Source organism: Rhodoferax sp. SPJ21 (genome assembly GCF_058216335.1).
In genome coordinates, this window is sequence record NZ_JBYZMO010000001.1 from 532,408 (window position 1) to 557,608 (window position 25,201).

The window sequence follows — 25,201 nt, forward strand, 5'->3', positions numbered from 1 at the left end:
CCCCCGCCGCTCTCCCGCTCCCTTCGCCTGCCAAGCAAGGCGCAGTCGCACTCCGACCGCGCCGGGGGTGCGCACGCCCCCACAAGCAACAACACAAACCACCAGGAGACAAGAAATGACCACCCCCACCGCCAGCGCCCCTACCGGCGCGGCCCTACCCAACTCCAGCAAGCGGCTCACTCTGTTGCTCTGCTTCATCGTGGCCCTGCTCGAAGGCCTGGACCTGCAGGCCGCCGGCATTGCCGCACCCGGCATCGGTGCCGAATTCAAGCTGCAGCCACCGCAGATGGGCGGCATGTTCAGCGCCGGACTGGTCGGCCTGCTGCCCAGCGCCTTGTTTGGCGGCTGGCTGGCCGACCGCATTGGCCGCAAGAAGGTGCTGATTGGTTCGGTACTGCTGTTTGGCCTGTTCTCGCTGGCCACGGCCCATGTGTGGGACTACCCCAGCCTGCTGGCGGCGCGCTTTCTGGCCGGTCTGGGCCTGGGCGCGGCGCTGCCGATTCTGATCGCACTGTCGTCCGAAGCGGCCGACGAGCACAAGCGCGGCATGGCCGTCAGCCTGACCTATGCCGGCATTCCGCTGGGCGGGGCCCTGGCTGCGGTACTGGGCATGCTGAACTTTGGCGGTGGCTGGCGCGGCCTGTTCTATGTAGGTGGCGTGCTGCCGATGGCGATTGCGCTGCTGCTTGTCGTGCTGCTGCCGGAGTCGCGCGCCTTTGTGAACCGCGACCTGGGCCAGGCACAGCCAGACCGGCCCCGCTCCAGCAACGCTAGCAGCAGCATGGCCGGTTTGTTCCAGGGCGGTATGTGGAAGTCCACCCTGCTGCTGTGGCTGGCCAGCTTCTTCGTACTGACTGTGCTCTACATGCTGCTGAACTGGCTGCCCTCGTTGCTGCAGGGCAAAGGCTTTCGGCGCGCCGATGCGGGCCTGGTGCAGCTGTTCTTCAACTTCGGCGGCGCCGCCGGCTCGCTGCTGGTGGGCAAATTGATGGACGGCAAGGAGCGCGTATTCACCGCCATCTGCATCTATCTGGGCATGCTGCTGTCGCTGGCCGGGCTGGGTCTGTCAGACGGCCTGGGGCTGATGCTGCTGGCCGGGCTGGGCGCGGGCTTCTGCACCCTGGGTGGCCAAATGGTTCTGTATGCGCTGGCGCCCACGCTCTACCCCACAGCCATCCGTGCGACCGGAGTCGGCGCCTCCATCACCGTCGGCCGGCTGGGTGCCATCAGCGGACCCATGATTGCCGGGCAGGTACTGGCCGCCGGCATGGGCCTGGGCGGGGTGATGGCGGCTTCAAGCCCCGGCATTGTGGTGGCAGCCGTAGCGGCCATGGTGCTGATGCGCGCGCAGCAGGCGCTACACCGCTGAGCATTTATACAAAACAGCCGCTAGCGCAAATATTACCTGCGCAGGCAGCTACTGAATCCATAGCAAACCACGAAAGACCGAGCATGACCCGCCGCTTTATCGACATCTCCATGCACCTGGAAAACGACGTGCCCTCCGACCCGCCCGGCCTGGGCCCCAAGATCAGCTACATCGACCACCAGACCAGCTACCCGGAGATGGCCCGCTTCTTCCCCGGCCTGCAGCAAGAAGACATGCCTGACGGCGAGGCCTGGGCGGTGGAAGACGTGCAGCTGAACACCCACAACGGCACCCACCTGGACGCACCCTGGCACTACGCCTCCACCATGGACGGCGGCCAGCGCGCCATCACCATCGACGAGGTCGACCTGAACTGGTGCTTCCAGCCCGGCGTGAAGCTGGACTTTCGCCACTTCCCCGACGGCTACGTGGTGCAGCCTACCGATGTACAGGCCGAGCTGGCGCGCATAGGCCACACGCTGCAGCCGCTGGACATCGTGGTCATCAACACCGCCGCCGAGGCCGCCTACGGCTCGCCGGGCTATACCCGCGCCGGCTGCGGCATGGGCCGCGAGGCCACGCTGTACCTGCTGGAGCGCGGCGTGCGCCTGACCGGCACCGATGCCTGGAGCTGGGACGCGCCGTTCGCGCAAACCGCCCAGCGCTATGCAGACACCCGGGACGCCAGCCTGATCTGGGAAGGCCACAAGGCCGGCCGCGAGATCGGCTACTGCCATCTGGAGAAGCTGCACAACTTGTCGGCCCTGCCGCCGCACGGTTTCTACATCAGCTGCTTCCCGGTCAAGGTGCGCGCCGCCTCGGCCGGCTGGACCCGCGCCGTCGCCATCTTCGACGCCGCACTGCAGGCCAGCGCGCGATGAACACCTAGCCAAGCTTAGTCAAGCCCTCTCCGCTGATTCCGCTTGTGGCGCAGTCGCCCGCCGACTGCGCCAGGGACCGGCTCGTTCCGAAATTCACCACCACCCCACCGAGGAGACAAAACCATGCAATCCAAACTATCCACACTCACCCCCTTGGCCCTGGTCGCCGTGTGCTCTTACGCAGGCACCGCCCAGGCCCAGCCAGCCGTCACGCCGGGTCTGCAGATGTACGGCCTGGTGGACAACGTTGCCGGCAGTTTTGCCAGTTCGATCAGCGGCATCAACACACAAAGCGTGCGCACCAGCAAGCTAGAAGACGGCGGCATGTCGACCAGCCACTGGGGCGTTCGCGGCAACGAGGATCTGGGCGGCGGGCTGGCCGCGCTATTCGAGCTGTCGGCCTTCTTCCGCAGCGATGTCGGTGCATCCGGCCGCAGCGGCGCACTGCCGGCACCGGTCAATGTGGCGGCCGACCCCTTCTTTTCGCGGGCCGCCTGGGTAGGCCTGTCCAGCCCCAGTTGGGGACGGCTGCGCGCGGGCACCATCATCTCGCAGCTGTTCCTGAACACCATTGGCTCCAACGCTTTTGGCGACTCCATGGTCTTTGGCCCGCTGCCGCTGCTGACCTTCACCGGCGGCATCCTCGGCGGCGGCACCAGCTGGACCAACTCCCTGGTCTACGAAACACCCACGTTTGCCGGAGCCTCGGCAACGGTGGCGCGCTCGCTGTCCGAAGGCCAGGGCGGTGGCAACAGCGCGCTGCGCCTGGCCTATGCCCAAGGCCCGTTGGCCACCTCGCTGGTGTGGCAAAGCGTGAAGAAGGACCCGCTGACTTTTGCCGACGGCACCACGCCGAACGACACCAGCAGCTGGCAGCTGGCGGCCTCGTACGACTTCGACGCGGTGAAGCTGTTTGCCCACATCGGCCACATCCAGAACGACGGCACACAGGCCACACCGCAGAACGTGGGCTACCGCTTGTGGGACATCAGCGCCGCAGTGCCCGTAGGCGCCGGCCGCATCCTGGCAGGCTATGCCGCCCGTACCACCCACGACACCGTGGCGCCCGTGCCGGCCAGCGTGGCCGGTGGCAATGTGGAACGCAAGATCCTCAGCCTGGGCTATGACCACAACCTGTCCAAACGTACCGACGTCTACGCCATGTGGATGCACGACACCACCCGCACGCGCACCCTTCTCGCGCCCATTACCACCATCGACGCCAGCGGCAACAGCTTTGGTGTCGGCATACGCCACCGGTTTTAAGGCACACCCCCAGGCTCCAGCGCTGCGCGCTTTCCGCCAACCCCCTTGCTGGGGGCGATACCAGTGGCCCGGCAAAGCCGGTTCCACGGTATCTCTGGAAGAGGACTTTCCACCCGTTGCTAGAAGCTCACAGCACGTAATTTGTTTATGAAAGGCAATCAATGCTCAACGAAACCCATGATCCCAGCCTGCGCAGCTGGGTCGCCTCAGCCCAGCAACCGGGCAGCGATTTTCCGCTGCAAAACCTGCCCTACTGCGTGTTCCGCCGCAGCGGCTGCCAGGAGGCCTGGCGCGGCGGTGTGGCCATTGGCGACGCCATCCTCGACCTGGCTGCAGCCTATGCGCAGGATGTGTTCAGCGGACTGGCCGCCCAGGCGGCCGAGGCGGCCAGAGCCAGCGCGCTGAATGGCCTGATGGCACTCGGCCCCAGTGCGTGGTCCGCGCTGCGGATGGCCCTGTCGCGACTGCTGCGCGAGGGCGCGCCCGAGGCCGCACAGCTGCAAACCTGCCTGGTGGCCCAGGCAGATGCGGAATATGCGGTGCCGGCGCAGATCGGCGACTACACCGACTTCCTCACTTCGCAGTACCACGCGCTGAATGCGGGCCGCGCCTTCCAGCCCGACAACGCGTTGCCGCCTAACTTCAAATGGCTGCCCATCGGCTACCACGGGCGCGCATCCTCGGTGGCCATCAGCGGCACCGGCGTGCCCCGGCCGCAGGGCCAGACCCACGCACCCGACGCCGCCACGCCCCGCTTCGGCCCCATCGCCAAGCTGGACTACGAGCTGGAGCTGGGCATCTACGTCGGCCCCGGCAACCTGCGCGGCAGCGCCATCGCACTGGACGATGCAGAGCTGCATGTGTTCGGCCTATGCCTGTTGAACGACTGGTCGGCTCGCGACGTGCAGGCCTGGGAATCCATGCCGCTAGGCCCCTTCATGGCCAAGAACTTTCTGACCACTGTGTCACCCTGGATCGTCACGCTGGAGGCGCTGGCGCCCTACCGCTCAGCCCTGCCGCGCGCCGCGAACGACCCGCCAGCCCTGCCCTATCTGCATTCGCCCCGAGTGCAGGGCATAGACATCCAGCTGGAGACCTGGCTGACACCTGCGGGCCAGACCCAGGCCACACGCCTGTCGCGCACCAGTTACCGCCACGCCTACTGGTCGGTGGCGCACATGCTGGCCCACCACAGCAGCAATGGCTGTAATCTGCAAACCGGCGACCTGCTGGGCACTGGCACCCAGTCCGGCCCCGAGCCGGGTGAAGAAGGCTGTTTACTGGAGCTGACGCGTGGCGGCCAGGTGCCGCTGGCGCTGCCCGGTGGCGTACAGCGCCGCTACCTGGAAGACGGCGACCGGGTGGCCCTTCGCGGCTGGTGCGAACGCGCCGGCCAGGCCCGCATAGGCTTTGGCCCCTGCGTAGGCACGGTGCAGGCTGCGTCATAGGGTTACAGATAAAAAGTAGCTCTGGCGCAATTAGTATATGCACCAGCAGCTACTAAATAAATAGCAACCCAGTCCCGTGGTTCAAGCCGGCCTAGGGCCGTCTTTCACCGCATTGGCATCTGCCCAGGCCCAGGCTTGGCTGGAGAGTTCCAGCACCCGATCCAAACTGCTGAAGCCGTCGGCCACCACACTGGCATCACTGACAGTCTGGTTCTCCACCTGCGCGGCGGTATGCAGATAAACGTGCCACGGCCCTGTCTGGCCCAGCAGGGCCTGCTCGGCCTCAGGTGGCAGGCTGAGTGTGGCCACCACTTCCTCAGGGGCGATCTTCAAAATCAGGCCCAGCATGGACGCCAGCCCCAGGGTGAAAAAGCGGCCCGGCTCGGCCTCGCCGCGTTCGATGGCCAGCAGCTCCACCAGCCGGGAACGGCACAGTGCAACTTCTTGCAAGGCCGAGGCCATCTTGCGGCTACCGGCAAACTTCATCAGCATCAACGACAGCCAGCGGTGCAGTTCGTTGCGGCCCAGCATCTGCACCGCCTGGTCCACGCTGGCGATACCACCCAAATGCGCAAAGCTGGCGCTGTTCATGCGCTGCAGCAGGCGATAGGTCAGGCTCACATCACCCTTGATGGCCGCCACGATCACCGACGTATCGGCTCCGGCAGAGAGCTGGCTCAGCAGCTGGGACAAACGCCCCACTTCTGGTGCCAGGACTGCCGCCTTGGGCTTGGCTACGGGTACCGCAGTGCGCATGGCACCGCTGGCAAACTGCGCGCCGTCCTGCAGCACCATTTCCATGTGCTCGACCTGGTCCAGGTCGGTGACGATGGCTGGTATCTTGGGTGCCGTGCTGGTTTGGGTTTTCAGCTGCTCCAGCAAGGCGTCCACACCGGCTTCGCCGGGCCGCAACAGCCAGAAGTCCGGGGCCACGCCCATATCCAGACTACTGCTCCAGGCCAGGCGAGCCCCGGCCGAGCGGAAAGCCGCCACCGTGTCACGCAAGGCCTGCTGCGCCTCAGGTGCCAGCGGCTGCGCCGTATCGGCCTCCACGCCGACCACCAAACCGGCATCATCCTTGGGTACCACGGCCTGTGCCAGCCATGCCGCCGGCAGCCGGGCAAAACCGATGCGGCCCTGCATGGCCACCAGCCGCGCCGACACCAGCACTACCGCCACCTGGGCGGTTTGTGCAGCAACATCGCCACTGGCGCCCAGGCTACGCTGCACAGCAGCGTCGACACGGAATTCAAAACCGGCCACATCGCCGTTGGCAGAAACCAGAGGCCGGCGGGCCACTGCCGACACCGGACGTGGCGACACGGGCGGCTTGGTCACCGCGACCGACGCTGGGGCGGACTGCGGCGGAGCGGCAGGTTCGGGAGCGTTCTGACCAAACTTGGGAATCAGGCGTTTAAAAAAGGAAGTCATGGCGGGTACGGCAAAAATACGTGGTACCTGACTCTAAGGCCTTCCTCTAAAGATTTCAGACCTTTGTGGGCCTTTTATCGGATCACCCGGATACAGCGGACATCAAATCGCCACCAGATTACGCACCCCGTTGGCTTCCATGTCCTTGCCCAGGCCACGGGCGATGAACTCGCCGCGCTCCATCACCAGGTAGTCGTCGGCCAGCTCTTGAGCGAAGTCGTAGTACTGCTCGACCAGCAGAATGGCCATATCGCCCCGGTCGGCCAGCATACGGATCACGCGGCCAATGTCCTTGATGATCGACGGCTGTATGCCCTCGGTGGGCTCGTCCAGTATCAGCAGCTTGGGGCCTGCGGCCAACGCGCGGGCAATGGCCAGCTGTTGCTGCTGCCCGCCAGACAGGTCGCCGCCACGGCGGTGGAGCATCTGCTTGAGCACCGGGAACAAGGTGAACAGCTCGGGCGGAATCGGCGTGCTGGCGCTTTTGTAGGCCAGGCCCATGCGCAGGTTTTCTTCCACCGTCAGGCGGGCAAATATTTCGCGGCCTTGCGGCACAAAGCCGACACCTGCGCGGGCCCGCTCATAAGGCGTGTAGCCCTGGATGGCCTTGCCGTCCAGCTCGATGCTGCCGGTCTTAATGGGCACCAGGCCCATCAGCGACTTCAGCAAGGTGGTCTTGCCCACCCCGTTACGGCCCAGTAGCACGGTGACCTTGCCTTTGGTGCATTGCAAACTGACGTCGCGCAGGATGTGCGAGCCGCCGTAGTATTGGTTGATGTTTTTGACGTTGAGCATGGTGGTCACTTTCCGCTTTTGACGTAAGCCTTGTCTGGACGATGGAGGTCGTCAACTGGCATGCTGGGCTCGCGCCCTAGGCGCGATGTGGCGCACAGCGCCACCGATCCCGATCCCCGGGGTCCCCCTCTAGATGCGCCGAGGAGCGCAGCTTCAGGCGGATAAGGGCTGGCGTTGTTTGAGCGCAGCGAGTTTAGCCAGACCCCGCCTGAGGCGAGCACCGCAGGTTTCCCAGTGCGATAGCACTGGGACGCAGGTAGTGGGGGCGCCTTTCTTTTGGTGACTTTTGGTGTTCGCGTAACTTTGCTGCGCAAAGTGAGCGAACTCCGCGTGCAAAGCACGCCTTTTGCGCAAAAGAAAACCCGCTCGCGGGTTTCTATAAAAGTTACTGCGCCGCCGGGCGCACATCCCGGCCGGGGATGCAAGTTAACGTCAACCCGCCAATCGGGGTCTGAGCCCAAATGCGAGACACAGCACGCTCGATCCGCATGCACACGGCGCGCAATTGGGATCTGACCCCCATTGGCTAGAAGCGCAGCTCTATCGGCCAAGATAAACCTCAATCACGCGCTCATCGGCCTGCACCTGATCCAAGGTCCCCTGCGCCAGCACCGAGCCATCGCACAACACGGTGACGATCTCCGAGATGGTCTTGATGAAGCCCATGTCGTGCTCCACCACCATCAGCGAATGCTTGCCCTTCAGCGTCAGGAACAGCTCGGCGGTGCGGGCAGTTTCCTCGTCGGTCATGCCGGCTACCGGCTCGTCCAGCAGCAGCAGCTTGGGGTCTTGCATCAGCAGCATGCCGATCTCCAGCCACTGCTTTTGCCCGTGGCTGAGGTTGCCGGCCTGGCGCGTCACGCTGTCGGCCAGGTGGATGGTGGTCAGCATCTCGGCCAGCTTGTCGCTCTGCGCCGAATCCAGCTTGTGCAACATGGACGACTTGACGCTCTTGTTCATCTTCAGCGCCAGCTCCAGATTCTCGAAAACGCTGAGCTTTTCGAACACCGTAGGCTTCTGAAACTTGCGGCCTATACCCAGCTGGGCGATCTCGGGCTCGTTGTGGCGCAGCAGGTCGATAGTGCTGCCGAAGAACACCTTGCCGCTGTTCGGCCGCGTCTTGCCGGTGATGATGTCCATCATCGTGGTCTTGCCGGCGCCGTTGGGGCCGATGATGCAGCGCAGCTCGCCGGGCGCGATATCCAGACTCAGTCCGTTGATGGCCTTGAAGCCGTCAAAGCTCACGTGCACGTCTTCCAGGTACAGGATGCGCCCATGGGCAATGTCCACCTCGCCCGGGGTGTGGATGCGCGAGAAGCCGGCTTCGCGGCCACCGGATTCGGTCTGGCCCGTCTGCTGCTTAGCGCGCTCTTTCTTCTCCAGGCGCTCTGTGCCTTCTTCCATCAAGTCGGGCGTCATGCCTTGGCTCCCTTCAACTTCTTCACCAAACCCACCACGCCATCGGGCAGAAACAATGTCACCGCAATAAACAAGGCACCCAAAAAGTACAACCAGAACTCGGGGTAGGCCACGGTCAACCAGCTCTTGGCACCGTTGACGATAAAGGCGCCGAGGATGGGGCCGATCAGCGTGGCACGGCCACCCACTGCGGCCCACACAGCGATCTCGATCGAGTTCGCCGGGCTCATTTCGCTCGGGTTGATGATGCCGACTTGCGTCACATACAAAGCCCCGGCTACGCCGCACATCACGGCAGAAATCACCCAGATGCTCAGCTTGTAGCCCAGCGGCGAATAGCCGGAGAACATGACACGCGTTTCCGCGTCGCGTATCGCCTGCAACACCCGGCCGTACTTGCTGCCGACCAACCATTTGGCGAACAGGAAGAAGCCGAGCAAGGTCAAGCCCGTGAGCACAAACAAGGTCATGCGCATGGAAGTCGTCGCCATGGGGATACCCAAAATGCGCTTGAAGTCGGTAAAGCCGTTATTGCCGCCAAAGCCGGTTTCATTGCGAAAGAACAGCAGCATGGTGGCAAAGGTCATCGCCTGCGTGATGATGGAGAAGTACACGCCTTTGATGCGCGAGCGGAAGGCGAAGAAGCCGAAGATGCCCGCCACCAGCGCCGGGGCCAGCACGACCAGGAACAGCGTGGCGCCGAAGCTGCCGCTTAAGCTCCAGTGCCAGGGCAAAGCCTTCCAGTCCAGGAACACCATGAAGTCGGGCAGATCGCTTTTGTAGTTGCCGTCGCGGCCGATCTGGCGCATCAAATACATGCCCATGGCATAGCCGCCGAGCGCGAAGAACAGGCCGTGGCCCAGGCTCAAGATGCCGGTATAGCCCCAGATCAAATCCATGGCCAGCGCTGCAATGGCGTAGCACATGATCTTGCCGACCAGCGCAATGGCGTAGTCGCTCAAGTGCCAGATGCTGTCGGCCGGGGTCAACAGGTTCAGCACTGGTGCCACTGCGCAGACCAGGATCAGCGCGACGAAGAAGCTGCTCCAGCCGGAACGGGTCAGCAGCGGGCCTTTGACAGGCAAAATTACTTTCGAGGTAGTGCTCATAATCTCACGCCTCCGCAGAGCGGCCCTTCATCGCAAAAATACCTTGGGGACGCTTCTGGATGAAGATAATGATCAGCACCAGCACCGCGATCTTGGCCAGCACGGCGCCGGTCAAGCCCTCCAACAGCTTGTTCAAGATGCCCAGGCCCAGGGCCGCGTACACGGTGCCGGCCAGTTGGCCCACGCCGCCCAGCACCACCACCATGAAGGCGTCGACGATATAGCCCTGGCCCAGGTCGGGGCCGACGTTGCCCACCTGGCTCAGCGCGCAACCGGCCAGCCCCGCGATGCCGGAGCCGAGTGCGAATGCGTAGGTGTCGATGCGGGCCGTATTCACGCCCATGCAGGAGGCAATCGGGCGGTTTTGCGTCACGCCGCGCACGAACAGGCCGAGGCGGGTTTTGCCAATCAGCCAGCCCACACCCAACAGCACGGCGATGGCAAAGGCGATGATGACCAGGCGGTTATAGGGCAGCGACAGATTCGCCAGCACCTGCACACCGCCGCTCATCCATACCGGGTTTTCCACGCCCACGTTTTGCGCGCCGAAGATGCTGCGCACCAGCTGCTGCAGCATCAGGCTGATACCCCAGGTGGCCAGCAAGGTCTCCAGCGGACGGCCGTACAGAAAGCGCAGCACGCTGCGTTCCAGCGCTGCGCCCACCAGGGCCGATGCCAGAAAAGACACCGGCACGGCGGCCAGCAGGTACCAATCAAAGGCACCGGGCAGGTACTTGATGAACACGGTTTGCACCATGTAAGTGGCGTAGGCGCCGATCATCATCAGCTCGCCGTGGGCCATGTTGATCACGCCCATCAGCCCGTAGGTGATGGCCAGGCCCAGGGCCACCAGCAACAGGATAGAACCCAGGCTGATGCCGCTGAAAATCGCACCCAGCTTATTTCCCCAGGCCAGTGCCGCGTCCACCTTGGCCAGCGCGGCGGACAGGGCCACTTTCACGTCGGGCTCTGCCTCTTCCTTCATGCGGGCCAGCAGCACCGTCTTGGTGGCTGGGTTGCTGCTGTCGGCCAGGGTTTTGATGGCGTCCAGACGGTGCGCCTTGTCGGTGCTGTTCAGCAGCAAGGCGCCACGCAGCAGACCCAGCTGCTCCTTGATGGTGGCATTGGCCTCAGTAGCAAAAGCTTTTTCCACCAGCGCCAGCTTGCTCTCGTCGGGCTCGGCCAGCAGGGTTTTGACGGAGGCGGCACGCACCTTGTCGTCTTTGGAAAACAGCTTCAGGGCGGCCAGCGCGTTGTCCAGCTCGCCCCGCATTTGGTTGTTGTTGATGACGTCTTCGGCGTCTTCCGGCAGGGCCACAGCGGCGCCGCTGGCAGGGTCCACGGTCTTGTCGCTCTGGACCCAAAAGACTTTGTCGCCCTGGATCTTGATCTGGTCGTCCGACAGCGCCTGGATGAAGGCGACGGTCTTTTCGTCGGCGTTGATGACAGCTTTATTGAGCGCCTCGATGCGCGTCTCGGCTTCGCCGGTTGCCATCGCTTTTACCTCGCCAGCGCTTATTGCATAAGCGTGACCAGCTATCAAAAGCAGAGCAGCAGTAAAAATGGGAAGGATGGGGCGGAACATGTCCCAGCTTTCAAAAATAAAAAGGAGATGGGGGCGCGCCACCGGCGTCGCCCCCACCCTAGCCCTCTCCGCGACAGAGAGGGAATGGACAGCAGAGGCTTACTTTTTCACAGGGGCGTCGGGCTTGCCGGCGTTACCTTCTATGTAAGGGCTCCATGGCTTGGCCTTCACAGGGCCAGGCGTCTTCCACACCACGTTGAACTGGCCGTCGGCCTTGACTTCACCGATGAACACCGACTTGTGCAGGTGGTGGTTGGTGGCGTCCATTTCCGACACGATGCCGGACGGTGCGTTGAACTTCTGGCCGGCCATGGCGGCGATGACCTTGTCGGTATCGGTGGACTTGGCCTTCTCAACCGCTTGCTTCCACATATTGATACCGATGTAGGTCGCTTCCATCGGGTCGTTGGTCAGAGGCTTGTCGGCGCCGGGCAGGTTCTTGGCCTTGGCGTAGGCAGACCACTTCTTGATGAACTCGGTGTTGGCCGGGCTCTTGATGGACATGAAGTAGTTCCAGGCAGCCAGGTGGCCGACCAGCGGCTTGGTGTCCACACCGCGCAGCTCTTCTTCACCCACGGAGAAGGCGACGACTGGCACGTCCTTGGCCTTCAGGCCGGCGTTACCCAGTTCCTTGTAGAAAGGCACGTTGGAGTCACCGTTGATGGTGGACACCACAGCAGTCTTGCCGCCTTCAGAGAACTTCTTGATGTCGGCCACGATGGTTTGGTAATCGCTGTGACCAAACGGGGTGTACTTCTCGTCGATGTCCTTGTCGTCCACGCCCTTGCTCTTCAGGTAGGCGCGCAGGATTTTGTTGGTGGTGCGGGGGTACACATAGTCGGTACCCAGCAGCACCCAGCGCTTGGCGCCGCCGCCGGCCTTGCTCATCAGGTAGTCCACCGCAGGGATGGCTTGCTGGTTAGGCGCAGCACCGGTGTAGAACACGTTCTTGGACAGCTCTTCACCTTCGTACTGCACGGGGTAGAACAGCAGGCCGTTCATTTCTTCCACGACAGGCAGCACCGACTTGCGCGACACAGAAGTCCAGCAGCCGAAGATCACGGCGACCTTGTCCTGACCCAGCAGCTGCTTGGTCTTTTCAGCGAACAGGGGCCAGTTGGAGGCGGGGTCCACCACTACGGGCTCCAACTTCTTGCCCAGCACGCCGCCCTTGGCGTTGATTTCGTCAATCGCCATCAGCACGGTGTCTTTCAACACGGTTTCCGAAATGGCCATAGTGCCCGACAGGCTGTGCAGCACGCCGACCTTGATGGTGTCGGCCGCATGCGCGGGAATGACGGACAGGGAGGACAGGGCGACCGCGGCGGTCAGCGCCTTGAGAGTGAATCGACGTTGCATGTGTGCTTCTCCGTTAAGTAAATGAACCCGGTTCGCCGCGCCCGGCATGTGTTGGACACAGGCTTTGTGCGGCGATGGGTGAACTTTAGGGAGTACCCGTAGATACGGAAATACGCCGGGTGGCGTACAGGCGGGCATTGGTGGCTAAGCCCAAGGCCGCCCATGCACAGCAACAAGGCGCCTAGGTTCTACGCACGCGGCGCAAGCGCAGGCAGACCAAACTTGCTACCCAGGATGGTGCCTAGCTCTTCTGCATCCAGCGCACGCTCTTCAAGCTTTCCGTGCGTGACCGTCTTCAGCTGGCTGCCGACCAGGATGTCGCGCCCATGCGGGTTGTGCAAAACCACCACCACTTTCTGCACAAAGATGGCACCCGGGTGCGTCGAGTTCATGTAGTTGGCGGGTTCAAAGTCGATCCACTCCTGCGGCGACAGATCGAAGCCGTACTGGTTTTGCCACTGTCCTCCCGCATAGGCCTGCAGCAGGTAGTCGCCGCTCTCGGCACGGCTCAGCTTGAAGCGGTCTGCGTCCTGCGGCACCTCCACGTCTAGCAGTGCCAGCCGCATAGGCGCCCGGATGCCATAGCTGCCAAAGCCCAGGTCGCACAACCAGTCTTCCCCGTCCACCGTGGCAATGATGGCCATGTGCGTCTTGGGGCGCCGCACCGGGTAGAACATGGGCCGTGCCGCGATCAACCGGAACGGTATGCCCAGCGCACGCAAGGCCATCGCAAAGATGCCGTTGACCTCGTAGCAGTAGCCGCCGCGCTGGCGGTCGATGATCTTTTCAACGATGTGCTCCGGCACCAGGGAAACGACCTTGCCGGCCTGCACGTCCAAATTCTCGAAAGGCACGGTAAACAGCTGGCAACGCATGATTTCGGCGAGCGTGGCGGCATCGGCCTTGGCATTGCCTGTGTATCCGATCCGCTGAAAGTAGCGCTGCAGGTTGAAATTCTCGGCTTGCATAGAAAAGTCCTGTGATGGGTTAGCTGGGGGCAAGTACCGATGATGCTGCGTATCCACCGGCCAACGGCACCAGAAATTAAGACACATGTGCTATACAGATAACGACAAACCATATCTGTTATGCAGCACAGTTACATCCAGCTTTCCAAGCTCTTGAAGCTCGACATCCGCCGCCAGCGCTACCAGGTGGGCGCCAAGCTGCCGTCGGTGCGGCAGTATGCCGAATCCCAAGGTGTCAGCGCGTCCACCGTGGTGCGCTGCTACCGCCATTTGGAGAGCGAAGGCTATGTGGAAATCCGCGCCAAGTCGGGCATGTACGTGGCCGACTGGAAAGCGCAGCAGGCACGCGCCCCCGCCAGCTCGGCTATGGCCCCTCCACCCGCACAGGCTGTGCAGTACGAGCAGCTGGCATCCCTGCAACACCGGATGACGCAGCTGTATGCGCTGACTTCCCAGCCGTTGACGTTGCCGCTGCACCTGGCACTGGCCGCCCCACCGTGGTACCCCTGCGATGCCATGACGCGCATAGGCCAGCGCGTACTGCGCCGCGACGTATTGGCATTCGGCGCCTATGCCACAGGCACCGGACTGCCGGCCTTGAAAACCGCCTTGGTCGGCCATTTGACGCGCTGCGGCATCGAACTGGGCCCTCACGACCTGCTGGTGACCAACGGCGCCACCGAGGCGCTGCAGATCGCACTGCGTGCGGTCACCCGACCAGGGGACACCGTGGCGGTGGAGTCGCCGGTGTACTTCGGCATTGTCCAGATGTTGGAGCACCTGGGCCTGAAGGTGCTGGAAGTGCCCTGCACCGCCAGCCAGGGCATCAGCCTGGAAGCGCTGGAATACGCCCTTGAACAGCACGGCAGCGTGCGCGCCGTGGTAGTGATGCCCAGCTTCCAGAACCCGCTGGGGTCCTGCATGCCAGACGCGGCCAAGCGGCGCTTGCTCGGCATCGTGGAGAAGCACAACAGCGTGCTGATCGAAGACGATGCCTTTGGGGACCTGGCCCCAGCCGCCGAGCGCCCACGCCCGGTCAAGGCCTGGGACCGCACAGGACGGGTGATCTACTGCGGCTCGGCCAGCAAAAGCATGGCGCCCGCCATGCGCCTGGGCTGGGTGGTGGGCGGCCGCCACCAGCGGCTGCTGGAGTCGCTGAAGCTCAGCAACTCTTTGACCACGCTGCTTTTCGAGCAAGCGGTGCTAGCGGAATTCATCGCGTCCGGGGCCTTGCCCTCGCACCTGCGCAAGCTGCGCGAACGGCTGGCGGCCACGGTGGGGCCTGCCACGCAGGCGGTCCTGCAGCACTTCCCGCTGGGCACGCGTGCCGGGGGCCCGGCTGGCGGCTGGTGGCTGTGGATCGCTTTGCCTGACGCGCTGGACACCATGGCGCTGCTCCACGCTGCGGCGCAACGCGGCATCACCTTCACACCGGGTGCCTTGTTCTCGGCGTCGGGCAAGTTTGCCAACCATCTGCGCCTGAACATCGCCCGCCCTTGGGACCGCGAACTGGAGCAAGGCATCAAGACGCTGGGCCTGCTGGCCAAGGCGCAGCAAAGCCAGCCTGCGCCAAACGCTGGTGTGGGGCCTTGAACCGCAGACTGAATCTGGGTATGTTGGCAGGCCACAGACGGGCATGATTGCTGCATGGCCCAGCACGACGAGCTGGCCGCCACGCACCGGCACTTCGGCTTCTTCCGGTGCCCCACGCCGCAGAGCCGGCACCTCTAATGCCTGGCTGACACCGCCGACGCGCCGCTGAGCAGCACAACCAAGACGGCCGATGTCTGCGAGATGAAGATCATCGACATCACCGACCGACCAGCGCTAGGGCGACGCTGAACAAGTCCCTTGCGGTCTGCGCATCCCTGGCCTCGGGCGGTCTGCGGCGTTGCAAATCCTCGCCATAGACAAAGCTATGTCTGCGGTTTGCGCCTTGCATCCCATCCCGAGCCAGGGCGCGCAGCCTCGCGGGGACTTATTCAGCGTCGCCTTAAGGCAGGCGCACCGCCTCCACCTGTACCAGCAGGTGCACAGCCTTGGGCAAGCCCCAGCTGACACCCATGTCCATACCGTAGTCGGTACGGTCTATGGTGGTTTCAAAACCACCGCTGCACACCTCGGGCGCGGGCGGCACGGTGCAGGCGAAATGGGTGACGTGCAGCACTACAGGCAGGGTCTTGCCCAGCAGAGTCAGGCTGCCGCCCACCTCGGTCAGTGTGTCGCCGTTGAAGGCAAACTGGTCGCCCATGAAATGGATGGTCGGGTACTGGCTGGCGTTGAACAGCTCCGCGCTTTGCAAAATGCTGTCGATAAAAGCCACGCCCGAACGCACCGACGCAGCGGCGATATGCACGTCGGCCAAGCCGGTTTTGGCTTGCAGGTCCAGCTGGATGCTGCCCGTGTGCTGCTCGAACCGGCCGCTCTGGATGCTGCCAAGTTCATATTGGGTCACGGTGCGCGCAGGGTCGATCACATAGACCACCGGCTCGGCATGGACCAACCCCGCCACCAGCGCCAGCACGGCACAACTCAAGCGCAGCCCCAGCATGGCGTCAGGGCGCCAGCACGCGAATCTGCACCAGACGGCGCGTCTGCGCCACGGCTTCGCTGCTGTAGGTATTGGCCTGGGCCTGCGCACCGGTAGCGGCTACCGTGACCCACTGGCCCAGCGCTGCGCTGACCGTGTTGGCCATCTGGCTGCGCGACTGGCTGGGCAGCTCGGCATTGGCCGTGGGTGCCTCCACGCCAGCGGCCTGCACGTCGATCTGCACCACCACCGGCTGCTTGCCACCGGGCCAGCGCGGCTGCACCGCCATGCTTTGACCAGCCTGCATCCAGACCATGCCGTAGCTGACACCACCGCCGCTGCTGCTACCCGTGCCGTTGCTGCCCGACTGGCTGCTGCTGCCCCCGGCCACCGACTGCACAAAGCGGATCGGCACGGTCTGGCCCATGTGCAGCGTGGCCTTTTCGCCATTACGCACCTGTACCTGCTGTGCCACCAACGGGGCGCTGGTGGCCTGGGTGCTGACGGTGTAGGCAGCGGCCTCGTCGATCTGGCGCAACTCTACCGTGAGGTTGCGCTGCGGCAGCTGTGCCAGCGCAGGCAGGGCCAGCCACAGACCGGCAGTGGCCAGAAACAAGGGTTTGCGTGCATTTTTTGCCATTGCCAATATTGTTTCACGTAGCCGCTTTGTGCGCCTGATGCGTTTTGTAAATACGGCCCTATATACGGCCTATCCAGGGCTTTATTCCAGCCCTTGTTCTGCATGGCCTTGCCTATATTGAAATGGACAGCCAGCCTCATTTTTGGCGGAGCTTTTATGTACACGGACACGATGACATTGGACAGCGGCACGGCGGGGGCATCGCCCAGCGGCCTGCTGCTAGAGGTGGACTTCAAATGGCTGATGGCAGGCCAGGGCCGTGATGTAGACCCCGAACGGCTGATGCACGACCCCGCCTACGCCAGCGGCTGCCTGGAATTCGCGCTGCACTCGCCCTGCGCACCCTTGCGTGCCTGTGCCAACCGGCTGATGGCTGTACTGGGGCTCACCCAGATCTAGGTTTTACCGGCAATCCGCAAAGCCAGCGCACTCAACGCCTCACAGGCCGCGCCGGCCTGGGCGTCCCAGGCTGTCACCGCCTGGGCCTGCCGGGCAATCGCTGCGGTGTCGCCGCGCGCGGCCGGCCCGGTCAACGCAGCAGCTGGGCCCAGCGTGGTGATATTGGCCACGGCGTTGTGCAGCAGCATGTGGCGCAACCCCGGGATCAGCTCGGCCGGCACGCCGCTGCTGCGCCAGGCGTCTTCGGCCACGCTCTGTAGCACCGGCAAGAAGTTGGTGGCAAACACCGCCGCCGCGTGGTACAGCAGCTTGTGTTCCGTGGCCACGCCAAAGCATTGGGCTCCAATCGCCGTAAAGGCGACGCGCAAAATCTCACAGGCCGCCAGGTCGCCCTCCAGCGCGCAGGCGGTGCCGGCAAACTGGGCCACGGCCGCGTCTACCGAGGCAAAACTCAGAATGCAATGCGCACTGGCCGTCTGCCAGCCCCGCTCAGCCAGCGGTGCGAGCAGGCCATGGCCCAGGGCCCCGCTGCAGTGAAAGGCCAGCGTAGGCGCGGCATCGGCAGGCAGGGCCGCCGCCAGCGCCTGGGCTGCGGCGGCAATCTGCGCATCGGGCACGGCCAGCATCCACACATCTGCGGGGCGCAAGGCCTGCGGGCTGTCCACCGCACGGCCCGCGCCGATGGAGGCACAGGCGAGCTCGGCGCGCGCCAGGGAGGTGGTCAGCACGTCCTGCACGACAAAGCTGCCCTGCTGCTGCCACAAACGTGCCAGGGTTTGGCCCACGCGGCCCGCGCCCACCAGGTTCAGGGTTCTCATGGCGGGTCGCCCGGCAGATGCCAGACACAGTTACGGCCGGCACGTTTGGCGCAGTACAGCATGCCGTCGGCCTGGGTCAGCAGATCGTCCAGGGTGGCATCGGGCTCGGACATCACCACGCCAAAACTGGAGCTCAGGGGCACCGGCTTGCCGTCGTTGGACAGGCATAGTGCCTGCTCCACGCCCTGGCGCATGCGCTCGGCCAGGGCCAGGGCACCGGCCAGATCGGAATCCACCGCCACCACCACGAATTCATCGCCACCGATGCGGCCGAACAGATCGGTCTCGCGCAGATTGTGCTGGCAGGCTTGCACCACCGTGACGATGGCACGGTCGCCCACCGAGTGGCCAAAGCCGTCGTTGACCAGCTTGAAATTGTCAATATCGAATGCGATCACAGCGATTTGCGTCTGCGCGCGGCGCACGCGCTTGAGCTCCTGCTCGGCTCGCTCCAACAGATGCCGCCGGCTCAGGATGCCGGTGAGTGCGTCAGTGTTGGCCAGCAGGCGAAACTGGTTCTTCAGCTGCACCACCTCGGTGATGTCGGTGGAGATGCCCACATAGGCGTCCACCACGCCGTGGTTGGTGATGGGCACCTTGATGGACCAGTAGTGGCGCGTCACGCCGTCGGCGTCCACCAGGGTTTCTTCGCCAGTGGATTTTTGCCCACTGTCAAATACCTGCTGGTCCATCACGCCCAAGCGCTCCGCTTCCTCGGCGGGAATCATCTGCGCGTCCGTCTGCCCCACGATGCTCTCCTGCGTCTGGCCGAACAGCTCGGCGGCGTTGGCGTTGGCGTACAGGTAGCGGCGCTGCCGGTCCTTCATGTAGACCAGGGCTTCGAGGTTGTTCAGCACCGTACCCAGCAGGGTCTTCTGGGCCATCAGCGTGGTTTCCAGATGCCTACGCTCGGTGATGTCGGTAGATATGCCGCACAAGCCAACGATCTCGCCACCGGGTGCGCGCAGCGGCAGCTTGACGGACCAGCAGATCGTAGGCCCCGGGTCGCCCTTGGTGAGGCTGACCTCTTCTACCTCCACCTTTTCGCCGGTGGTGAGCACATGGCGGTCATTCGCCAGAAAGTGGTTGTACACCGCGAGATCAAAAAACTTGTCATCCGCCGCACCCACTACGTCTTCCAGACTGCAGCGAAATTGCTTGCACACCATGCTGTTGGCGTAGGTGTAACGGCCCTGCAAATCCTTGGCATACACAAAGGCGCCCACATGGTCCAAGGTGGTTTGCAATTTGAAGACCTGCGCTATCAACTCTTCATAAGAGGCTTCCATGCGCACTCCCTACTTTTTGTATCTTTTCATTTTAGGGGACTGCTCCGCGCCCACAGCGCCGCATCCAAAGCGGTTTTCCAAGCGGAACACCTTCTAAGATGCCGTATGCATACGCCCCCTGCCCCCACCAGCACCACCCAAGACCGCCTGCGAGCCTTGCCCAAGGCCGAAGTACATGCCCACCTGGAGGGCTGTTTCGAGCCCGGCTTGCTGGCAAGTTGGGCGCAGCAGGCAGGTGTGGCGCTGCCCCGCCCGGTGGACCAGCTGTTTGCCTTCCAGGGCCTGGCCGACTTTCTGCACTTTCTGGACTGGGCCTGCGGGCTGGCCAACACGCCCGAACGCCTGGCCCAGCTGGCCTATGCCTACAGCCAGCGCCTGGCCGACAACGGTGCGGGCTACGCCGACCTGATCGTCAACCCCAGCCACTGGAAGGCCTGGCACGGCCGGCTGCCCGCCATGCTGGACGCCATAGACGCCGGGCTGAGTGCGGCAGAGCAGGAAGGCCTGCCGCCGGTGAACCTGTGCATCAGCCTGCTGCGCACCCAGTCGGCCGACGCGGCGGTGCAGCTGGTGGACCAACTGGTCGCGCTGCGCCACCCGCGCGTGGTGGCCCTGTCCATAGACGGCAACGAAGCCGCAGCCGGCCGCACCGGCCCACGCTTTGCCGATGCCTTCCAGCGCGCCGGGGCCGCCGGACTGAAGCGCACCGTGCACGCCGGTGAATCCAGCGGGCCCGAGGGCGTGCGCGACGCCATCTTGCTGCTGGGCGCAGACCGCATCGACCACGGCGTGCGCGCCATCGAAGACCCCTCGGTGGTCGCCCTGCTGGTAGAGCGGCAGATACCGCTGGGCATCTGTCCCAGCTCGAATCTGGTGCTGGGCGTTTACCCTTCGCTGGCCGAGCATCCGGTGGACCGGCTGTACCGTGCCGGCGTGCGCGTGTCGCTGAACACCGACGACCCCTCGCTGCTGGGCGCCAGCCTGGTGGGTGAATACCAGCGCTGCCAGGCCGCGTTTGGCTGGACAGACGCCGATCTGCGCGCCATGGCCCGCACCTCTATCGAAGCCAGTTTTGCCCCGACCGCCACGCGCCAGCAGCTGTTGCAGGCGCTGGCCACTTGGTAGTTGCTATGTGGTAGCCGCTATGTATTCCATAGCTGGCTGCGCAGGTAATACATGCGCTGCAGGCCGTTTTGCTTAGAAGCGGGAAAGCCCGACTCCAGACTGCGCGCAAACCGCCGATAACCAAGAACCGCGTTTCACACCCCACCAGGAGACCCGCACCATGGGAATTGCCAACACCACGGCCGTGCAGTCGGCCACTGCCGCCGCCCAGGCCCCCGCGTCTGACAGCCTGAACATCCGCGTGCTGAAAAAGGCCCTGGACCAGCAGGAAAGCAACGCGCAAACCCTGTTAGACGCCCTGCCCCAGCCCGCCCCAGCACCCGCCCTGGCCACCTCGGGCAGCCTGGGCACACAGGTCAATACCTACGCCTGAATTTTTAAGGGAATTTGGCCCCAGCGCAGATAAAGCCTGCGCTGGCAGCTATGGATTTAGAAGCATGCCGTGGGTGTGGGCCAGAAGCCGTCACAATCCAGCTTTCCCCCACGAAACACCGCCATGCTGTTTGAAGCCTTTACCTTTCTCCATTTAGTGGCCGCCATCGTCTGGATGGGTGGCATGACCTTCATGCTGTTCGCCCTGCGCCCCGCCGCACTGGTCGCCATGGAGGCCCAGCCCCGCGCCCGGCTGATGGTGCAGGTGATGCAGCGCTTCTTCCGCCTGGTGCTGGGCGCCATCGTGCTGCTGCTGGCTACCGGCGGCCATATGTACGGCAGCAGCATGAAGGCCGCGCGCGCCGCCGGTGCAAGCCTGCCCCTGGGCTGGAGCGTGATGGCCGGCCTGGGCCTGCTGATGGTGCTGGTGTTTGGCCACATCTACTTTGCCGGCTTTGCCAAGTTCAAGCGCGCCGTAGCTGCCGCCGAATGGCCCACCGCCGCGCGCGCCGCCGGCCAAATCCACAACATGGTGGTGCTGAACTTTGTGCTGGGCTGGCTGGCAATTGCTGCAGTGAAGCTCATCCACTAGCCACGGAATAGGCCTCCAGCGCAGGTAGTTACTGCGCAAGAAGCTACTGATTTCATAGCAAACCTGGCTTCAAGCTAAAACCCGCCGCACTGGCGGGTTTTTCATACGCCCGAACTAGACGACTGGTCTACTTAGCCCATAATCCAATCCATGCTTGCCGACGCCTCCCCCACACGTAACCAGATCCTCGACTGCGGAGAACGCCTGATCTCCAGCAAGGGCTTCGTGGGTGTGGGCCTGGCCGAGATACTGGCCAGCGCAGGCGTACCCAAGGGCTCGTTCTACCATTACTTCAGCTCCAAGGAACGCTTTGGCGAAGTGCTGCTGGCGCGCTACATCGAGCGCTATTTGCAACAGTTAGACGCGCTGCTGCAGCCAGACGGCACGCCGGCACGTGCCCGGCTGATGCGCTACTGGTCGCACTGGAACATGTCGCAATGCGGCATCGGCGACAGCGCAGAGCCTGCGTCCAGCCCCAAGTGCCTGATCGTCAAGCTCAGCGCCGAGGTGGCCGACATCTCTGAACCCATGCGCCAAACCCTGCGCGAAGGCACCGACGGCGTGCAACAACGCCTGGCCCAGTGCCTGGAAGAAGCCCGGCTCGATGGCTCCGTGCCCGCCAGCCTGGACGCGCCCAGCACCGCCGAAACCCTGTACGCACTGTGGCTGGGCGCCAGCCTCTTGTCCAAGCTGCGCCGCGACGGCAGCGCGTTTGACCAAGCCACCCGCAGCACCGAACTGCTGCTGGGCACACGCACCACCTGAACCAGGCATGCCCATCAATTTTTTCGCCGGCCAAACTAGCCGACCGGTCTATTTATAACCATACGTTCTACACACAAGGAGCCCCCATGCTGAACTTTGACTTCCACAACCCCACCCACATCGTCTTTGGCAAGGACCGCATCGCCGATATCGCCAAGCTGGTGCCCGCCAGCGCCAAGGTGCTGATCCTGGTCGGCGGTGCCAGCGCCGAAAAAACCGGCACCCTGGCCGAGGTGCGCCAGGCCCTGGGCGCGCGCCAGCACAGCACGTTTGCCGGCATCGAGCCCAACCCCAGCTATGACACCGCGCTGCAGGCCGTGGCCCGCATCCGGGCCGAAGGCTTCGACTTCCTGCTGGCTGTGGGCGGCGGCTCGGTGATCGACGCCACCAAGTTCATCGCCGCAGCGGCCCTATTCGAGGGCGATGCCTGGGACATCCTGCTGCAGCGCGGCCGCAACATCGGCCAGGCCCTGCCCTTTGGCGCCGTGCTGACCCTGCCCGCCACCGGCTCAGAGATGAACAACGGCGGCGTCATCACCCGGCGCGACATCGGCGCCAAGCTGCCCTTCCGCAGCACCAAGGTGTTCCCGCTGTTTTCGGTGCTGGACCCGACCAAGACCTACACCCTGCCGCCCCAGCAGCTGGCCAACGGCGTGGTCGATGCCTTCGTCCACACCGTAGAGCAGTACCTGACCTACCCGGTCAACGCACCGGTGCAAGACCGCTTTGCCGAAGGCCTGCTGCAGACCCTGGTGGAGATAGGCCCGCGCCTGCTGGCAGCCCCCACCCCGGTCTACGACGACCGCGCCAGCCTGATGTGGGCCGCCACCCTGGCACTCAACGGGCTCATAGGCTCCGGCGTGCCGCAAGACTGGGCTACCCACATGGTGGGCCACGAGTTGACCGCGCTGCACAACATCGACCATGCCCGCACCCTGGCCATCGTGCTGCCCGCCATGCTGGAAGAGCGCCGCGTGCAAAAGCGCGACAAGCTGCTGCAGTACGGCGAACGCGTTTGGGGCATACGCACCGGCACGGACGATGAACGCATCACCGCCGCCATCGCCCAGACCCGCGGCTTCTTTGAGCGCATGGGCATTGCCACCCGCCTGAGCGCCTACGGCCTGGGCGCGGACGCCATCGACACCGTGGTGCAGCAACTGCAGGACCACGGCATGACCCAGCTCAGCGAACACGGTGACATCACGCCCGCCATCAGCCGGCGTATCCTGGAAGCAGCCCTTTAAACCGATCCGGCGAAAGACCCCAACACATGAGCCAAACCACCACCCAAAGCAGCACCGTCAACCGCCAAATCCAGCTGGCCTCGCGCCCGCACGGCGCCCCCACTGCGACCAACTTCCACCTGGCCAGCGGCCCCGTGCCCGTGGCTGGCCCAGGCCAGGTGCTGCTGCGCACGGTCTACCTGTCGCTGGACCCGTATATGCGCGGCCGCATGAGCGACGCGCCCAGCTATGCCGCACCGGTAGCCGTGGGTGCCACCATGGTCGGCGCCACCGTCTGCCGCGTGCAGACCAGCCAGCACCCCGGCTTTGCCGAGGGCGACTGGGTGCTGGCCTATACCGGCTGGCAGGACTACGCCGTGTCTGACGGCACGGGCCTGACCAAGCTGGACCCCACACTGGCGCCCCCCTCCTACGCCCTGGGCATCCTGGGCATGCCCGGCTTTACCGCCTATATGGGCCTGCTGGACATTGGCCAGCCCCAGGCCGGCGAAACCGTGGTGGTAGCCGCCGCTACCGGCCCAGTGGGCGCCACCGTGGGCCAGATCGCCAAGCTCAAGGGCTGCCGCGTTGTCGGCATTGCCGGCGGCGCAGAAAAGTGCCGCTGGGCCGTGGAAGAACTGGGCTTTGACGCCTGCATAGACCACCACAGCCCCGACCTGGCCGCCCAGCTGGCTGCAGCCTGCCCACAGGGCATCGACGTGTACTTCGAGAACGTGGGTGGCAAGGTGTTTGACGCAGTGTTGCCGCTGCTGAACAACAAGGCCCGCGTGCCGGTATGCGGCCTGATCGCCCAGTACAACGCCACCGAACTGCCCAGCGGCCCGGACCGCAGCAGCCGCCTGGTGCGTGACTTGCTGACCAAGCGCATCCGCATGCAAGGCTTCATCATCTTTGACGACTACGGCCACCGCTACCCCGAGTTCGCCAAAGACATGGGCCCTTGGCTGGCCGCCGGCAAAGTCAAGTTCAAGGAGCACGTCGTGGACGGCCTGGAAAACGCCCCCAATGCCTTCATGGGCCTGCTGGAAGGCAAGAACTTCGGCAAGCTGGTCATTCGCGTGGCCAACGACTAACTCAACACGAACACAAGGAAACAAGATGACCAAAATTCTGATGGTACTGACCTCGCACGACCAACTCGGCAACACCGGCCACAAGACCGGCTTCTGGCTGGAAGAATTCGCCGCGCCCTACTACGTCTTCAAGGACGCGGGTGTGGACATCACCGTAGCCTCGCCCCTGGGCGGCCAGCCCCCACTCGACCCCAAGAGCGACGACCCCAGCGCGCAAACCCCGGCCACCGAACGCTTCAAGGCCGATGCCGCCGCCCAGGCCGTGCTGGCCAGCACGCGCACGCTGGCCAGCGTATCGGCCGCCGACTTTGACGCGGTGTTCTACCCCGGTGGCCACGGCCCATTGTGGGACCTGGCCGAAGACGCCAAATCCATCGCCTTGATCGAGGCCATGCTGGCCGCCGGCAAGCCGGTGGCAACGGTGTGCCATGCGCCCGGCGTGCTGCGCCACCCCAAGAATGCCGACGGCACATCGGTGGTCGCGGGCAAGGCCGTCACCGGCTTTACCAACACCGAAGAAGCCGCCGTGGGCCTGACCGACGTTGTGCCGTTTCTGGTGGAAGACATGCTGCAAGCCAATGGCGGCAGCTACTCCAAAGTGGCCGACTGGCAGCCCTACGTGGTGGCCGACGGCCTGCTGATTACCGGCCAGAACCCGGCCTCGTCCGAGCCCGTAGCCGAAACCCTGCTGAAGCACCTGGCATAGCCTGCACCCAACCGT

24 protein-coding genes are annotated in these 25,201 nt (G+C 64.2%); 13 read left to right on the forward strand and 11 right to left on the reverse strand.

Going from position 1 to position 25,201, the window contains the following annotated elements; translation table 11 throughout:
- Positions 1-115: 115 nt before the first annotated feature.
- From mhpT to fahA, 4 genes are all read left to right on the forward strand, one after another.
- The gene (gene mhpT / locus AC4BBN_RS02330; protein WP_490590335.1) at positions 116-1,369 is read left to right on the forward strand and encodes a 3-(3-hydroxy-phenyl)propionate transporter MhpT; all 1,254 of its coding nucleotides are present in this window, start codon (positions 116-118) and stop codon (positions 1,367-1,369) included.
- Positions 1,370-1,452: 83 nt separating this feature from the next.
- The gene (locus AC4BBN_RS02335) at positions 1,453-2,250 is read left to right on the forward strand and encodes a cyclase family protein (protein ID WP_490590336.1); all 798 of its coding nucleotides are present in this window, start codon (positions 1,453-1,455) and stop codon (positions 2,248-2,250) included.
- Between the two features lie 123 nt (positions 2,251-2,373).
- Entirely contained in the window at positions 2,374-3,516 is a 1,143-nt protein-coding gene (locus AC4BBN_RS02340) for a porin (RefSeq protein WP_490590337.1), read from the forward strand.
- Between the two features lie 161 nt (positions 3,517-3,677).
- Positions 3,678-4,964, forward strand: a complete 1,287-nt coding sequence (fahA, locus tag AC4BBN_RS02345; RefSeq protein ID WP_490590338.1) for a fumarylacetoacetase — start codon at positions 3,678-3,680, stop codon at positions 4,962-4,964.
- A gap of 81 nt (positions 4,965-5,045) precedes the next feature.
- On the opposite strand, the gene AC4BBN_RS02350 is transcribed toward fahA, so the two are convergent.
- From AC4BBN_RS02350 to AC4BBN_RS02380, 7 genes are all read right to left on the reverse strand, one after another.
- Positions 5,046-6,395 (reverse strand): HDOD domain-containing protein, encoded by a 1,350-nt coding sequence (locus AC4BBN_RS02350; protein WP_490590339.1) that lies wholly within the window; start codon positions 6,393-6,395, stop codon positions 5,046-5,048.
- A gap of 102 nt (positions 6,396-6,497) precedes the next feature.
- Entirely contained in the window at positions 6,498-7,190 is a 693-nt protein-coding gene (urtE, locus tag AC4BBN_RS02355; protein ID WP_490590340.1) for an urea ABC transporter ATP-binding subunit UrtE, read from the reverse strand.
- 540 nt (positions 7,191-7,730) lie between these two features.
- Positions 7,731-8,609, reverse strand: coding sequence for an urea ABC transporter ATP-binding protein UrtD (urtD, locus tag AC4BBN_RS02360; protein WP_490590341.1), 879 nt, complete (start codon positions 8,607-8,609; stop codon positions 7,731-7,733).
- The gene (gene urtC, locus AC4BBN_RS02365) at positions 8,606-9,718 is read right to left on the reverse strand and encodes an urea ABC transporter permease subunit UrtC (RefSeq protein WP_490590342.1); all 1,113 of its coding nucleotides are present in this window, start codon (positions 9,716-9,718) and stop codon (positions 8,606-8,608) included. Before urtC ends, urtD begins: the two co-directional genes overlap by 4 nt.
- Positions 9,719-9,722: 4 nt before the next feature.
- The gene (urtB, locus tag AC4BBN_RS02370) at positions 9,723-11,303 is read right to left on the reverse strand and encodes an urea ABC transporter permease subunit UrtB (RefSeq protein WP_490590343.1); all 1,581 of its coding nucleotides are present in this window, start codon (positions 11,301-11,303) and stop codon (positions 9,723-9,725) included.
- Positions 11,304-11,402: 99 nt separating this feature from the next.
- Positions 11,403-12,662, reverse strand: coding sequence for an urea ABC transporter substrate-binding protein (gene urtA / locus AC4BBN_RS02375; RefSeq protein WP_490590344.1), 1,260 nt, complete (start codon positions 12,660-12,662; stop codon positions 11,403-11,405).
- A gap of 188 nt (positions 12,663-12,850) precedes the next feature.
- Positions 12,851-13,630, reverse strand: coding sequence for an arylamine N-acetyltransferase family protein (locus AC4BBN_RS02380; protein WP_490590345.1), 780 nt, complete (start codon positions 13,628-13,630; stop codon positions 12,851-12,853).
- Positions 13,631-13,750: 120 nt separating this feature from the next.
- Between AC4BBN_RS02380 and AC4BBN_RS02385 the strand changes: the two genes are divergently transcribed.
- Positions 13,751-15,223 (forward strand): aminotransferase-like domain-containing protein, encoded by a 1,473-nt coding sequence (locus AC4BBN_RS02385; protein WP_490590346.1) that lies wholly within the window; start codon positions 13,751-13,753, stop codon positions 15,221-15,223.
- Positions 15,224-15,623: 400 nt separating this feature from the next.
- Here the strand turns inward: AC4BBN_RS02385 and AC4BBN_RS02390 are convergent, their stop codons facing one another.
- Entirely contained in the window at positions 15,624-16,181 is a 558-nt protein-coding gene (locus AC4BBN_RS02390; protein WP_490590347.1) for a YceI family protein, read from the reverse strand.
- 4 nt (positions 16,182-16,185) lie between these two features.
- Complete coding sequence (locus AC4BBN_RS02395; RefSeq protein WP_490590348.1) at positions 16,186-16,800, reverse strand: secretin GspD/PilQ domain-containing protein; 615 nt, start codon at positions 16,798-16,800, stop codon at positions 16,186-16,188.
- Between the two features lie 156 nt (positions 16,801-16,956).
- Between AC4BBN_RS02395 and AC4BBN_RS02400 the strand changes: the two genes are divergently transcribed.
- Positions 16,957-17,199: a hypothetical protein gene (locus AC4BBN_RS02400; protein ID WP_490590349.1), complete on the forward strand. Its 243-nt coding sequence runs from the start codon at positions 16,957-16,959 to the stop codon at positions 17,197-17,199.
- On the opposite strand, the gene AC4BBN_RS02405 is transcribed toward AC4BBN_RS02400, so the two are convergent.
- Entirely contained in the window at positions 17,196-18,017 is an 822-nt protein-coding gene (locus AC4BBN_RS02405; RefSeq protein WP_490590350.1) for a Rossmann-like and DUF2520 domain-containing protein, read from the reverse strand. The two genes, AC4BBN_RS02400 and AC4BBN_RS02405, sit on opposite strands and share 4 nt — an antisense overlap.
- A complete protein-coding gene (locus AC4BBN_RS02410; protein ID WP_490590351.1) occupies positions 18,014-19,306 on the reverse strand; it encodes a sensor domain-containing diguanylate cyclase in 1,293 nt (430 codons plus the stop codon). Before AC4BBN_RS02410 ends, AC4BBN_RS02405 begins: the two co-directional genes overlap by 4 nt.
- Positions 19,307-19,411: 105 nt before the next feature.
- Between AC4BBN_RS02410 and add the strand changes: the two genes are divergently transcribed.
- The 7 genes from add (at position 19,412) to AC4BBN_RS02445 (ending at position 25,186) form a co-directional block, all read left to right on the forward strand.
- On the forward strand, positions 19,412-20,431 hold the full coding sequence (gene add, locus AC4BBN_RS02415; protein WP_490590352.1) for an adenosine deaminase: 1,020 nt from the start codon (positions 19,412-19,414) through the stop codon (positions 20,429-20,431).
- A gap of 160 nt (positions 20,432-20,591) precedes the next feature.
- Positions 20,592-20,804 (forward strand): putative motility protein, encoded by a 213-nt coding sequence (locus AC4BBN_RS02420; RefSeq protein WP_490590353.1) that lies wholly within the window; start codon positions 20,592-20,594, stop codon positions 20,802-20,804.
- 123 nt (positions 20,805-20,927) lie between these two features.
- On the forward strand, positions 20,928-21,395 hold the full coding sequence (locus tag AC4BBN_RS02425) for a CopD family protein (RefSeq protein ID WP_490590354.1): 468 nt from the start codon (positions 20,928-20,930) through the stop codon (positions 21,393-21,395).
- Positions 21,396-21,545: 150 nt separating this feature from the next.
- Positions 21,546-22,160: a TetR/AcrR family transcriptional regulator gene (locus tag AC4BBN_RS02430; RefSeq protein WP_490590355.1), complete on the forward strand. Its 615-nt coding sequence runs from the start codon at positions 21,546-21,548 to the stop codon at positions 22,158-22,160.
- Positions 22,161-22,246: 86 nt separating this feature from the next.
- Positions 22,247-23,407, forward strand: a complete 1,161-nt coding sequence (locus AC4BBN_RS02435) for an iron-containing alcohol dehydrogenase (RefSeq protein WP_490590356.1) — start codon at positions 22,247-22,249, stop codon at positions 23,405-23,407.
- Between the two features lie 26 nt (positions 23,408-23,433).
- Positions 23,434-24,480, forward strand: coding sequence for an NADP-dependent oxidoreductase (locus tag AC4BBN_RS02440; RefSeq protein ID WP_490590357.1), 1,047 nt, complete (start codon positions 23,434-23,436; stop codon positions 24,478-24,480).
- Positions 24,481-24,505: 25 nt separating this feature from the next.
- On the forward strand, positions 24,506-25,186 hold the full coding sequence (locus AC4BBN_RS02445) for a type 1 glutamine amidotransferase domain-containing protein (RefSeq protein ID WP_490590358.1): 681 nt from the start codon (positions 24,506-24,508) through the stop codon (positions 25,184-25,186).
- Positions 25,187-25,201 lie beyond the last annotated feature (15 nt).